General features: G+C 58.8%; 9 protein-coding genes and 1 riboswitch. Of the genes, 8 read left to right on the forward strand and 1 reads right to left on the reverse strand.

Annotation, left to right across the window (positions count from 1 at the left end):
- Window positions 1-48 precede the first annotated feature (48 nt).
- From ACFSKT_RS01985 to atzF, 5 genes are all read left to right on the forward strand, one after another.
- Window positions 49-1,407 (forward strand): APC family permease, encoded by a 1,359-nt coding sequence (locus ACFSKT_RS01985; RefSeq protein WP_377720129.1) that lies wholly within the window; start codon window positions 49-51, stop codon window positions 1,405-1,407.
- A gap of 98 nt (window positions 1,408-1,505) precedes the next feature.
- A riboswitch (guanidine-I (ykkC/yxkD leader) is annotated at window positions 1,506-1,634 on the forward strand.
- A gap of 52 nt (window positions 1,635-1,686) precedes the next feature.
- A complete protein-coding gene (locus ACFSKT_RS01990) occupies window positions 1,687-2,403 on the forward strand; it encodes an urea amidolyase associated protein UAAP1 (protein WP_377720130.1) in 717 nt (238 codons plus the stop codon).
- Window positions 2,404-2,424: 21 nt separating this feature from the next.
- Complete coding sequence (locus tag ACFSKT_RS01995) at window positions 2,425-3,075, forward strand: urea amidolyase associated protein UAAP2 (RefSeq protein WP_377720131.1); 651 nt, start codon at window positions 2,425-2,427, stop codon at window positions 3,073-3,075.
- 32 nt (window positions 3,076-3,107) lie between these two features.
- Window positions 3,108-6,752, forward strand: coding sequence for an urea carboxylase (gene uca / locus ACFSKT_RS02000; RefSeq protein WP_377720132.1), 3,645 nt, complete (start codon window positions 3,108-3,110; stop codon window positions 6,750-6,752).
- Entirely contained in the window at window positions 6,749-8,509 is a 1,761-nt protein-coding gene (gene atzF / locus ACFSKT_RS02005) for an allophanate hydrolase (RefSeq protein ID WP_377720133.1), read from the forward strand. Before uca ends, atzF begins: the two co-directional genes overlap by 4 nt.
- A gap of 109 nt (window positions 8,510-8,618) precedes the next feature.
- Here the strand turns inward: atzF and ACFSKT_RS02010 are convergent, their stop codons facing one another.
- Entirely contained in the window at window positions 8,619-9,782 is a 1,164-nt protein-coding gene (locus tag ACFSKT_RS02010) for an ATP-binding protein (protein ID WP_377720134.1), read from the reverse strand.
- Window positions 9,783-10,115: 333 nt separating this feature from the next.
- Between ACFSKT_RS02010 and ACFSKT_RS02015 the strand changes: the two genes are divergently transcribed.
- The 3 genes from ACFSKT_RS02015 to ACFSKT_RS02025 all read left to right on the forward strand — a co-directional run bounded on the left by ACFSKT_RS02015 (window position 10,116) and on the right by ACFSKT_RS02025 (window position 13,652).
- Window positions 10,116-10,811: a Na-translocating system protein MpsC family protein gene (locus ACFSKT_RS02015; RefSeq protein ID WP_377720627.1), complete on the forward strand. Its 696-nt coding sequence runs from the start codon at window positions 10,116-10,118 to the stop codon at window positions 10,809-10,811.
- 117 nt (window positions 10,812-10,928) lie between these two features.
- Complete coding sequence (locus tag ACFSKT_RS02020) at window positions 10,929-12,647, forward strand: hypothetical protein (protein WP_377720135.1); 1,719 nt, start codon at window positions 10,929-10,931, stop codon at window positions 12,645-12,647.
- 258 nt (window positions 12,648-12,905) lie between these two features.
- Window positions 12,906-13,652, forward strand: coding sequence for a YheC/YheD family protein (locus ACFSKT_RS02025; protein WP_377720136.1), 747 nt, complete (start codon window positions 12,906-12,908; stop codon window positions 13,650-13,652).
- Window positions 13,653-13,723 lie beyond the last annotated feature (71 nt).

Raw genomic sequence — 13,723 nt, forward strand, 5'->3', positions numbered from 1 at the left:
TTGTGCCACTCTGTTAGAGAAGCAATAGATCGGAAGGGGAAATTGGGGATGAAACAAGAGGTTACGCTTCGTCAGTCGCTTACGCTCGTTCAGGTCGTGGCCTTGGGATTGGCCTGGATGACGCCGATGATTTACTTCTCGGTATTCGGCATCGCGTATGACGCATCGCAAGGCATGATTACCGAAGCATATTTGCTATCGGTCGTGGCGATCTTCTTCACGGCCTACAGCTACAGCATCATGGCGAGAATCTTCCCGGGATCGGGCTCCTCGTATACGTACGTGAAGCAGTCGCTGCATCCGATTCCTGGCTTCACGGTCGGATGGGCGATCCTGCTCGACTATCTGTTCTCGCCGATTATTGCGTGCTTGACGTTCGGCATCTATCTGAACGCGCAGTTCCCGGCTGTACCGGCCTACGTGTGGATCGTGCTGCTGAACATCGTGCTCGCGGTCGTCAACATCGCCGGCATTAAATTTTCCGCCAGCCTCAGCAAGCTGTTCGTGCTGTTTCAAATTCTGTTCATCGCATTCTTCTGTACGTACCTCATCCGCGGCTTCGACGGCTTCGCCGGCGTCGTCCAGCCATTCTCGAATCTGGACGTCGGGCTGCCGACGATTCTGGCGGGCGCCTCGATCATTTGCTTCTCGTTCCTTGGGTTCGATACGGTATCGACGCTAGCGGAGGAGACGATCAACGCCAAGAAAACCATACCGCGCGCGATCATGCTCATCATCCTCATCGCCAGCATTTTGTACGTGGCGACCTCGTATCTCATCCAAATCACGTATCCAAGCTTGACGTTCGTTAATCTGGATTCCGCGGGCTTCGAGCTGATGAAAATGGCGGGTGGCGCGACGCTCGGCGCGATCTTCACGACGGTGCTCATCTTCGCGATTTTCACCCAAGGGCTCACGTCGGTGACAAGCGTATCCCGACTGTTGTACGTCCTCGGCCGCGACTCCATCCTGCCGAAACGGTTCTTCGGCGCGCTCCATCCGAAATACCGGACGCCGGTCAACAACATTGTGCTCGTCGCGATCGTGTCGCTGCTGGCGCTGGTCATCAGCTTGGACATGGCGGTCAAATTCGTCAGCTTCGGCGCGCTCACGTCGTTCGCGTTTGTCAATATCTCCGTCGTCGCAGAATGTTACATCAAACGTAAGCTTCGTTCGCCCAAGCAGACGATTCAATACTTGATTTTCCCGCTTGCGGGCGCCTCGTTCATCATCTGGCTCATTACGCTGCTCGACGCGAACGCCTTGATGCTCGGTTGTATCTGGCTGGTCGCGGGATTGGCGTATTTCCTGTACCGCACCAAGCTTTCCGGGGCATTCCGCACGGGATCGCAGCTGTTCGATGGAACCGCGTCAATCTCCAATCACGAACAAAGAAAATCTGTGTAAAGTATATTGACACGAACGTAAGCCGCCCCTATACTAAACGCATGTTAGAAAATATGACAACTAAATCAAGGTTCTTGCCGGCACCATCGGTCAAGAACGCCAAAGCTGTCTAGGGTTCCGTTGACGCGGCGCGTCAAGCCTGGTCCGAGAGACGGCGTATGGGAAGCGCGCTGGCATTGCGGCGGACGCGAGACCATATGACACGGAAGGACAAAAGCCTGGGAGATCATTCTCCCGGGCTTTTTCGCATTCATTGGACGAATCCGAAAGGGGTAGAGGATGAACATGATCTGGAGCACGGTTATCGAGGCAGGGGGCAAATGGTCGGGACGGATCAGCCGCGGGAAGCTGATTCGCTTCACGGCGACGGAGGCCGGCGCCAATCTGGCGCTGATGCTCTACAATGCGGACGATCTGACGGAGCGCTACAACATGCCGGACACGCTGAAGGCGCAATATACGGCGCATTTGACGGCGGGGCATACGCTGATGAGCGACAACGGGCGCGTGCTGGCTGGCATCGTCCAGGACGATCTGGGCTGGCACGATACGATCAGCGGCTATACGACGAGAGCGCAGACCGACGCGAAATACGGTAAGACGACGTACCAGCAGCTTCGCAACGAGTGGCTGCGCAGCGGGCAGGAGAACTTCGCGGTCGAGCTGACGCGCAGCGGTCTGGGACTGCGGGATATGATGCCGGTCGTGAACTTGTTCTCGAAGGTGTACTGCGACGACGATGGCGCGATGCGGCATGTCCCGGATCATTGTCCGGCCGGCGCTTCCGTCACGCTGCGCGCCGACATGGACGTACTGGCGGTGCTGTCCAACACGCCGAACCCGCTCGATGCGCGGACGCGATATCCATCGGTGCCGGTGAAGATAGAAGTGCTGGAAGCCGAACCGATGCGGGATGACGATATTTGCCTGAATCATCGGGACGAGAACCGCCGCGCTTACGAGAATACATGGAGCTATTACGCGTTGATCAAATAGACCGATCAGGAGGGGACGACAATGGGAGCGTTCAACCGAGTTGAAAGCCATCGCAAGCCGGAGCAAGCCATTTACGAAGAGACGGTATTGGCCGGAGACGGATGGATGCGCGATCTGGAGCCGGGTCAGGTGCTGCGGATCGTGGATGTAGAAGGCAACCAAGCCGCGGATACGCTGTTCTACGACGCGGATCATCCGGAAGACCATTACGCGGCGGCCGCGACGATCGCGCGCCAAGGCAATATTTATTTGACGGCCGGCTCGGTGCTGATCGCGGAATCGGGCAAGGAGCTGGTGGAGATCGTCGCCGATACGTGCGGGCGGCACGATACGCTGGGCGGTTCATGCTCGGCGCAAAGCAACACCGTCCGGTACGCGCACGAGAAGCTGCATATGCACAACTGCCGGGATACCTTCATGCTTCAGCTGGCGAAGCGGGGCGGCGAATACGGGAAGCGGGACTTGTCGCCGAACGTTAATTTCTTCATGAACGTGCCGGTGACGCCGCAGGGCGGACTGAAGTTCGACGACGGCGTATCGTCGCCGGGCGCTTACGTGGAGCTGCAAGCCCGCTGCAGGACGACGGTGTTGATCAGCAACTGCCCGCAGCTCAACAATCCTTGCAACGCGTATAATCCGACGCCGATTCAAGTGCTCATCTGGGAACGTTAACCATCACCGCAGGGGAAGAGGAGAGGAATGCCATGTTTACAAAAGTACTGATTGCCAACCGGGGCGCGATCGCCGTCCGCATCGAACGAACGCTGCGCAAGCTCGGAATCTCGTCCGTTGCCGTCTATACGAAAGCCGACCAAGATAGCCTTCACGTGGATTTAGCCGACGAAGCGGTCCTCCTCGGCGACGGACCGGCCAAAGAAAGCTACTTGAACGCGGAGCTTATTCTTCAAATCGCGAAAGAGCGCGGCGCGCAGGCGATTCATCCCGGCTACGGCTTCCTGAGCGAGAACGCGGAGTTCGCCCGGGCGTGCCGGGACAGCGGGATCGCGTTCATCGGCCCTTCCCCCGAGCAGATGGAGGCGTTCGGCTTGAAGCATTCGGCCCGGGAGCTGGCCATGCGAGCGCAGGTGCCGCTGCTGCCGGGGACGCCGCTCATTACGGAGCTGGAAGACGCGATCTCGGAAGCGGCCGCCATCGGTTATCCGGTCATCCTGAAGAGCACGGCGGGCGGCGGGGGCATCGGCATGCGGGTGTGCGCGGACGAAGCCGCGCTGCGCGCCGCTTTCGACAACGTGCGTCATTTGGCGGAGACGAACTTCAAGAACGGCGGCTTATTCCTGGAGAAATACATCGGCAAGGCGCGGCACGTCGAAGTGCAAATTTTCGGCAACCGCTTCGGCGAGGTCGTTGCGCTCGGCGAGCGCGACTGTTCCGTGCAGCGCCGCAATCAGAAGGTCGTCGAGGAAAGCCCGGCGCCGGATTTCCCGCAGGAGGTGCGGGAGCGGATGCTGGCGAGCGCGAGACGGCTTGCCGCCGAAGCGGGCTACCGGAGCGCGGGCACGGTCGAATACCTCTACGATCCGGCCAGCCGCGAGTTTTATTTCCTCGAAGTGAACACGCGCCTTCAAGTCGAGCATGGCGTGACCGAAGAGGTGCTCGGCATCGATCTGGTCGAATGGATGGTGCGCGAAGCGGCGGATGAGCTGCGGGATCTGGAGTCGCTGGTTCCAGCCGCAAGCGGACACAGCATTCAAGCGCGCGTCTACGCCGAGGATTGCCTGCAGCAGTTCCGCCCGAGCGCGGGCCAGCTCGATCGCGTGCAGCTGTCCGGCTTGTCGCGGAACGAGACGTGGGTGCGGGACGGCATCCAGGTGACAACGCTGTATGATCCGATGCTCGCCAAGATCATTGTCCATGGGCAAGACCGGTTGGACGCGATCGAGAAATTGAAGCAGGCGCTTGCGGAGACGCGGTTCTACGGGGTGACGACAAACCTGCAATACGTGCAGGCGCTGCTCTCCGAACCGGGCTTCCGGAACGGGGACGTGTTCACGCAGCTGCTGAACGATTTCGCGCCGGCCGAGCATGCGATCGAGGTATTAGACGGCGGTGTGCAGACGACCGTACAAGACTGGCCCGGCCGCGTCGGATATTGGGATGTCGGCGTTCCGCCATGCGGTCCGATGGATCCGCTCGCGTTCCGAACCGGCAATCGGCTGCTCGGCAACCCGTCGGAGGCAAGCGGACTCGAGCTGACGCTGCGCGGCGGATCCTACAAATTCCGCGACCGGATGTGGTTCTGCGTCACTGGCGCGGACATGAAGCCGACGCTGGACGAGGAGCCGGTCGCGATGTACGAACCGGTGCTGGCCGAACAAGGACAGGTGCTCGCCTTCGGCGAAGCGAAGGAAGGCTTGCGCGCGTATCTGCTCGTCTCCGGCGGGTTCGACATGCCGCATACGCTCGGCAGCGCGTCGACGTTCACGCTCGGCGGCTTCGGCGGTCACGGCGGACGCGCGCTGCGTCCCGGGGATGTGCTCGGCGTCCGCGCGGGAGCGGCGGGGGAGCCGGCCGCTGCGTCCGGTCTTGCCGTGGCGAGCCGGCCGGCCATTGCGAAAGAATGGACGATCGGCGTCATCCCGGGTCCGCATTGCACGGGCGAATTTCTGAAGCCGGAATACTTGGAACAGCTGGCCGCCACCAGCTTCGAGGTACACTTCAACAGCTCGCGGACCGGCGTGAGGCTGATGGGCCCGGCGCCGCTGTGGGCGCGGGAGGATGGCGGCGAAGCCGGCTTGCATCCGTCCAATATCCACGACAACGCGTATGCGGTCGGCACGCTTGATTTGACCGGCGACATGCCGATCCTGCTCGGTCCGGACGGACCAAGTCTCGGCGGCTTCGTCTGTCCGGTGACGACGGCTTCGGCGGAATTCTGGAAGCTCGGCCAGCTGCATCCGGGCGATGCGGTCCGCTTCCGGCTCCTGACGCTGGAGCAAGCGGAAGCGCTGAGAAGCGAGCAGGAGAATTACCTTGCGTCGATCGGGCAAGCCGGCGTCGAGGAACAAGCAGTCGCGGGGCTGCCGGAACAGGCGGCCGGGATCACCCCGGATTATCCGGTACTGCACCGCGAATCAGACGGTCGCAACTTCCCGATCACGATCCGATGCAGCGGGGACGAGAATTTGCTCGTCGAGTACGGCTCGCTCGAGCTCGATCTGCTTCTCCGATTCCAAGTGCATGCTTTAATTGAAGCTATCCGGGAGCAGGGGACGATTCCCGTTCAGGATTTGACGCCGGGCGTGCGTTCCGTGCAGGTGCACCTCGACCCGACACGGATCACGGTGAAGCAAGCCGCCAAGCTGCTGCTCGAGCTGGACGCCAGCCTGCCGCCGCTGACCTCGATCCGGGTGCCGTCGCGCATCGTCCGGCTGCCGCTGTCGTGGGATGACCCGGCGACGCAGCTGGCGATCGACCGTTACCAGCAGAACGTCCGTCCCGACGCGCCGTGGTGCCCGAGCAACTTGGAGTTTATCCGCCGCGTGAACGGGCTCGACAGCATCGACGACGTGCAGCGGATCGTGTTCGACGCGAGCTACCTCGTGCTCGGTCTCGGCGACGTCTATCTGGGCGCGCCGCTGGCGACGCCGATCGATCCTCGCCATCGCTTGGTGACGACCAAATACAATCCGGCGCGGACGTGGACGCCGGAGAACGCGGTCGGCATCGGCGGCGCCTACATGTGCGTCTACGGCATGGAAGGGCCGGGCGGCTATCAATTCGTCGGGCGCACCATCCAGATGTGGAACAAGCTGCGGACAACGAATAGCTTCGCGTCCGGCAAGCCTTGGCTGCTCCGCTTCTTCGACCAGATTCAGTTCTATCCGGTGAGCGCCGAGGAGCTGCTCGTCCTCCGCGAGGATTTCCTGCGCGGACGCTACGAGGCCGACATTACGGAGACGACGTTCGATTTGGGCGAATACTTGCAATTCCTCTCCTCGATCGAGGACAGCGCGGATGCGTTCCGTGCGAAGCAGCAGCAAGCGTTCCGCGAGGAGCGGGATAATTGGAAGGCAATGGGGCTCGCGGAATACGTATCGGAGCAAGAAGCGGGCAAATCCGAGAGCGTCGAGGAGCTGCCGGAAGACGTCGACGCCATCAACTGCTCGATGCCGGGCAGCATGTGGAAGGTGCTCGTCGCGCCAGGCGATCGCGTGAAGAAGGGCGACACGCTCGTCATCGTGGAATCGATGAAGATGGAATTCTCGCAGAACGCGCCGTTCGACGGCATCATTCATTCCGTACACGTGAAGCCCGGCGATTCGGTGCATGCCGGTCAGTTGATCGTCGGCATCGCGAAATCCGCGGAGAAGGAGCTGGCAACCGTATGAGTATGTTAACCCTGCCTATGGAGCTAACGATCGCCTCGCTGAAAGAACGCTATGCGACCGGCGCGCTCACGCCAGCCGATGTCGTGGCCGAGATCATCCGCCGCTCGCAGTCCGACGCGGAGATGAACATCTGGATCACGCCGCCGGATCTCGCCTGGATTCAACCTTACCTGGACCGCCTGGAAGGCATGGACCGCGAGCAAGCGCCGCTGTGGGGCATTCCGTTCGCGGTGAAGGATAATATCGATCTTGCGGGGGTGCCGACCACCTCGGGCTGTCCGGACTTCGCCTATGTTCCGGCAGCGCACGCCGCCGTCGTGACGCGGCTGATCGAAGCTGGCGCGATTCCGGTGGGCAAGACGAATCTCGATCAGTTCGCCACCGGACTCGTCGGGACGCGCAGCCCCTACGGCGAGACCCATAACGCACTGCGTCCGGAGCTGATCAGCGGCGGCTCCAGCTCGGGCTCCGCCGTCGCCGTCGCCCGCGGGCAAGCGGTCTTCGCGCTCGGCACCGACACGGCCGGCTCGGGCAGAGTGCCTGCCGCGCTGCACGGGCTTGTCGGTTGGAAGCCGAGCCTCGGGGCATGGCCGGTCAGCGGACTCGTGCCCGCGTGCGAAAGCTTGGACTGCATCACCGTCTTCGCCCATGGGCTGGACGACGTGCTGCAGGTCGATCAGGTCGTTCGCGGCCTAGATCGCGACGATCCGTGGTCGAGGGAAGTTCCTTTCAAGACGAGCGGCAGCCGCAGACTCCCTTCGACGATCTATTTGCCGAAGGGGCCGCTTGAATTTTTCGGTCCGTACGCCGATGAATACCGGGCGCAATGGGATCGGACGCGGCAGCGGCTGCAGCAGCTGGATATCCCCGTCGCCTATATCGATACGGATCTATTCGCCGAAGCGGCCGCGCTATTATATGAAGGGCCTTGGGTCGCCGAACGGTGGGCGGCGCTCGGGGCGTTCGTCGAATCGCATCCGGGAAGCACCTTCCCGGTGACGGAGCAGATCCTTCGCTCGGGCGAAAATCCGATCCATCATGCATCATCCTTGTTCCAGGCGCAGCATCGGCTGCAGGACTATAAGAGAAGGGCGCGCCAGCTGCTGGAAGACGGCGTGCTCGTCATGCCGACGGCCGGGGGCACGTGGACGCGCGAGCAGGTCCGCGAGGAACCAGTCGCAGCCAATCGCGCCATGGGCTTATACACGAACCATTGCAATTTGCTCGACCTGTGCGCGGTCGCCGTTCCGGCCGGAGAAGCGGCCGCCGATGTGCCTTTCGGGATCACGTTGTTCGCGTTGAGCGGTCAAGAAGAAGTGCTCGTCGCGCTGGCGGAGCGGCACGAACGGCGGGAAGCCGAGCCGATGACGCTCGTCGCCGTATGCGGCTTGCACATGAGAGGGCTTCCGCTCGAGCCGCAGATGCTGGCGCATGGCGCACGTTTCGTCCGCGAAGCGCTGACCGCGCCGACATATTGCCTGGCGAAGCTGCCGACACAGCCGGCCAAACCGGGCTTAATCAAGCAAGGCTTCGGCGGCGCGGCCATCACGCTCGAGGTATGGGAGATGCCGCTGTCCCGATTCGGCGCCTTCGCGGCCGCTATTCCGGCACCGCTCGGCATCGGCAAGGTAGAACTCGAGGACGGCACCGAGGTGCCCGGTTTTATTTGCGAAGGCTACGCCGGGCAAGAAGCGGAGGATATCACGTCGTTCGGGGGCTGGAGAGCGGCGATTGCAGCGACCCTTCGGATGTCGTAACAGCGAATTGGCCGCGGTCCGATTTCGGGTTTGGTTTGGACGAAGCAACAGCAAAGGGATGTCCCGTCATCTTCGATGGCTACAAGGACATCCCTTTGCTATTTCCGGGTCATGAGCTTGTCCGGTCATCCGCAGCGTTCCGGTCTGTTACCGTAGGGAATTCTACGCTGAACACCGTGCCATCCGCGCTGGTCTGCACGGTTATAGCGGCATGATGTCGTTTGGCAATATCGTAACAAATGGCTAGTCCTATGCCGGTCCCGTTGGGCTTTGTGGTCACGAACGGCGTCCCGAGCCGCGAAGTGATTTCTTCCGGAATGCCCGATCCTTCGTCGGTCACCCGAAAGCCGACAGCAGCCGGTGTCATGAAGGTCTCGACGGCGACCGTGCCGCCGACGGGCGTCGCTTCAATCGCGTTGCGGACTAGATTCAGGAGCAATTGCTTGATTTCCTTCTCATCCATCTGGATATCGGGTATGTTCACGAGTCTAAGCGATAAATGTTTCCGTGTGAGAAAGGCATCGTTATCTAACAGAGGCGAAAGCTGAGCGATTACCTTCGCGAGATTGCCGTCTTCCAGTTTACGCGCGTGAAATCTCGTCAGGGACAGATAGTCGGATATGATCTCGTTCGCCCGTTCGAGCTCGTCCAGCAGCATGCCGAATAGTTCGCGGTCTTGGTGATAGCCTTTTTTCAGCCGCATTAATTGCAGGAAGCCTTTGACGGTCGTCAAGGGGTTGCGCACTTCATGGCTTATGCCGGCGGCCAATTGGGACACGTGTTCCAGCCGGTCCAACCGCTCAAGCTCGACCCGAAGCAGGTTTTGTTCGATGCGGCTGCGGCGTTCCTCCATGATCAGCTCGGTAATCTCCTCGGATATCGAGACGGCACCGATCACCGCCCCCGCGGGATCGAGGATCGGTTTGCTGTTCCACACCGCGATTTTTCGCGTGCCGTCCGGCCATTCCAGCTCGACGATTTGTTTATTTGCTTTCCGCTCGGCAATCGCCTTTTGCAAGGAGAGCTCCTCCGGTGGAATTTCCTTTCCGTGCAAGTCGTATGTCCTGACCGGAGGCGGCGCATCGGCCGTCATCGAGAAATTAGCGCCTTCGTCCACGCGGAGGAACGCCGACGCGGCGTGATTGTGCAAAATGGTTTTGCAGCTGGAGTCGACGGCGACCGACACGCCGCTGGGCAGCGCGAACAGCTCGGACATGAAAGACGCCAGAGATTGTTCGTGCAGGATGATTGGTTTGGAAGAGATATCGTTCATCGTCACTTGCCTTTCCTAAAAAATAAAAAGCCAAAATAGAAGCTGAAAGCTTCTACTTTGGCTTATGTAGCAGCGCAATCTTGGATCGATTGTCTGAAGCATCTTCCAAATGGCGATATGGAGAATTTTGTGTTCCAATAATTGTGAATAGACGTGCATTGTAGATATTGGCTTCCATCCAATAATCCTTCCTCATCGTACTCGACAATCCGAACAAATTCAAGACCTTTGGATAATTGAAGCTCTGGTTATTCAACCATGCGAATGGATATGATTAACACAGGTTGAGTCGACGTTAATCGGCGGACGCAAGAAGGAGGTCGAGCAAGCTTGATGCAGGAGAAAGACGCACAGCTGCGCTTAATGGAAATCAGTACATGGGTTAGCAAGATGCTGAGGAAAAATTTCGGCCGTGGACCGGAAACTTGTCAAGCCTTCCTCCGCCACCCTTATTTAACGGTAACGATACGCGGCTTCTTGTCGCCCATGGAAGTGATTTTACTGGAAAACGGTCACCTCGACAGCATTGAATCTTCGCGCCGCATCGTCATGAACAGCGTGCTGAATCAGCTGAAAGGCGTGCTCGAGGTTGAATTTGACCAAGATGTCCTGCACTTTTATCATGATTGGAATTTCGAGCGCAATACCGGCATGATCATCGCGGTATTCGAGGGTAGTGCGGCGGAGGACGACAATGCGGCAGACCCCTTCCCGGAACGCGAAGCATTGACCGCGGAAGCGGCCCGAATCAGCCTGTTGGTAGAGAAAACGCCCGAACGAACGGAAGCGTACCGGATCACGCCGAAGTTATATTTGGTCAAACGAACCGGCATTCTCGTGCCCATTGAAAAGGCGTTGATCGCCAAAGGCTATCAGCAAGCGCTGCTCGTGACGAAAGACGAACTGGAGATTTCTTATTTTCGGCGGGAAGGGCGGTTCGAGGAAATCTTCCGTCAGAGCGTCGCGGAATTGTTCGTGGATTGGAATTTCGCCGAAGACAACAGTTTATTAGGCATCGTGTTGGCGTGAAGCCTGGCACGCGGCTTATCTTGTTAACCGGAAATTCAATAAGCCGGATGGAACTTTTTCATACAGGCTGCGTTATACTCCTAATTAGCGCACATTAATCGCTAGGGGAGAGATGGTATGTTTTTCTGGTTTATTGTGTTCACGATCGCCTCACTGCTGCTGACGCCGACCTTATGGATGAGGCGCCTCTATGGCTGGCAGGCCGTCAAGCTGGTGCTGGCCTTCGTGTACGGCGGCATCATCGTCGGGTATTTATGGCTCATGGATCAAACGGTGAGCGCGGTCGTCATGCAGCTGACGTTCGTCTATCCGATCATCTTGACGATCGATCTGCTGATGTTGATGGCGGGCGGCCAGGCGCGTGCTGGCAAGAAAGGCGTGAAAGAAGCAGGCAACGGCGTCGGTCAGTGGGCATTGATCGGGTATAGCGTCGCGGGTATTCTGTTCGCCGGCTGGATCGTCCTCGCCCTGATCTATCCGTTGTTCGTGAAGGACGACCTGTACAAGATCGTGCAGGCGAAGGAAACCGCGGACAAAATCGCGGCCACCGACATACAGCATATTCCGACCGTGCCGAAGGAAACGGCGGGCTACGTGGCGGATAAGCTTATCGGCGGCATTCCCAAAGCATCGTACTATCAGCTCGGCGAGCTGACCCGGCAGAAGATCGGCGACGAAGAGTTCTGGCTCGCTCCGATCGAATACAAAGGCCTGTTCGAGTCGTGGAATGCCAAATCGCTGCCGGGCTTCATTAAAGTAAGCGCGGAGGACAAAGACCGGCCGGCGGTGTTCGTCGACCGGGACAGCTTCACGTATTCGCCATCGGCATTCTTCGGCGATGATCTGATGCGGAAGGTGCGCAGCCAATATCCGAGAGATATCCTGCGCTTCGCCGGTTTCGAGCCGGATGAGAACGAGAAGCCGTACTGGATCGTATCCTACGGCCATTACAACAATTTCCGCAGCGGCTTCGAGCTCGACGGCGCGATTATCGTGGATGCCAAGACGGGCGCGATGACCAAGTACGGCCTAAGCGAGCTGCCGGATTTCGTGGATTTCGCGGTCCCGGCTAGCGTAGCGTTCGACTACAACCAGTGGCACGCGAAATATAAGCACGGCTGGTGGAATACGCTGTTCGGCAAGAAGGACATCTATGAGGTGACCGAGTGGGATACGGGCGAAGAAGTGATCGGCCTGTTCGGCCCGGATAACCAGATGTACTGGTTCACCGATCATACGACGCGCGGCACGAACTCCATGGTCGGCTATACGCTGATGAACGGCCGCACGGGCGAATACACGTATTACACCGGCACGAAGGGAATGTCGGACGGCAAGGCCGCGATCGAAGCGGTGAACAACACGTTTTTGAAGGATGCGTGGACGGGCACAAACTCGATTCTGTACAACATCTACGGCGAGGAAGCCTGGTACATCCCGGTCATCGATACGAAGGGCGTCCTTCGCAAAATCGCGATCGTGAACGCGCGCAATACGCAGATCGTGGCCTACGGCGATTCCAAGCAGAATGCCTTCAACAGCTACAAGGTGCGCATGGCCGCAAGCAAGAACAGCTCGAACGTGGCGCCGACCGATGCCGCGAACAAGAAGGAGATTACCGGCAAAGTGCTTCGTCTGGGCGAGATGACCGTCGAGAATATCACGCTGATCCAAATTTTGCTCGAAGGCAGCGACAAGGTATACATGGCCAACCCGCAGGCGATCATCTATGCGCCTTTCCTGAAGGAAGGCGACACGGTACGCTTGACGTATACGGATACGGAAGAGCAGATCGTATCCATCGATCAGCTGTACAACGTGACGCTCGGCAAATAACCAGCCAACAAACGCAAGGGGGTTTCCCTTTTGGTCATCTTGCATGACGAAAAGGGAGCCCCTTCTTGTATTTTCGGCGAGAAGCCCCCGCGCCTATCGTACATGAAGACAGAGAGAAGCGTTGATAGAGCCCTTAATAGAAGCCAGGCTCTCATGGCGACCTGGATTGGCATATATTCACGGTTTCTTTACCTATTAGTCTAGTAACAGCAACGATTCCCTCGCATAGAATGCGACATAAGAAGGAGGGATGATGCTTTGAAAGACAGCAGTTATATCGGCAGCAAATGGAAAAAGACAGTGGTCATTGAGAAGGAACCGCGGCTGGCGCCTTTTATCCCGGACACCGTCAGAATGAACGAGCTCAGCTTGCGTTCCATGCTGGATCAATATGGGATGGTGTACGTCAAGCCGGTGCACGGGACATATGGCAACGGCGTGATGCGCGCGGAGAGAAGACGGTATGGGTACGCGTATCAGTTAGGCGAGAAAATGAGCGAGCACGATTCCTTAAAGTCCTTGTACGCGTCCATTCTAAAGGATACCGGCGGGAAGAAATATTTGGTCCAACGCGGCATTCATCTGCTCCTTCATAAAGGACGGAAGTTCGATCTTCGGGTCATGGCCCAATTATCGCCGCAAGGACAATGGGAGACGACGGGCGTAATCGGAAGGGTGGCAGCGGAAGGGAAAATCGTGACGAATTACCATAGCGGCGGCGAGCTCGTCCCCGCCGAACGGCTGCTGGAGCCATACACGGATCAGGTCCGCGAGAAGTTGGCGCAGCTGGCGGAATTAGGCGTGATTACCGGGCAAACCCTACAGCGCAGGTTCCCGGATGTGTACAAAATCGGGTTGGATATCGCGATGGAGTCGAATTTAAAGCCCTGGATCCTGGAAGTGAACACAAGGCCGGATCCGTATATTTTCAGGAAGCATCCCAATCCGAAGGTGTTTCGCAAGATTCGCAAGTACGAACGGGCATATACCTCCAAGAAGCTATAATGGGAAAGCTCCTTTGTTCGCAGAGGAGCTGCCCGCATGCGCCTCGAAGATCCGGCCGTTCCATTCGCCTT

Source organism: Paenibacillus xanthanilyticus (assembly GCF_042682185.1).
In the GTDB taxonomy this organism is placed as follows: domain Bacteria; phylum Bacillota; class Bacilli; order Paenibacillales; family Paenibacillaceae; genus Paenibacillus_Z; species Paenibacillus_Z xanthanilyticus.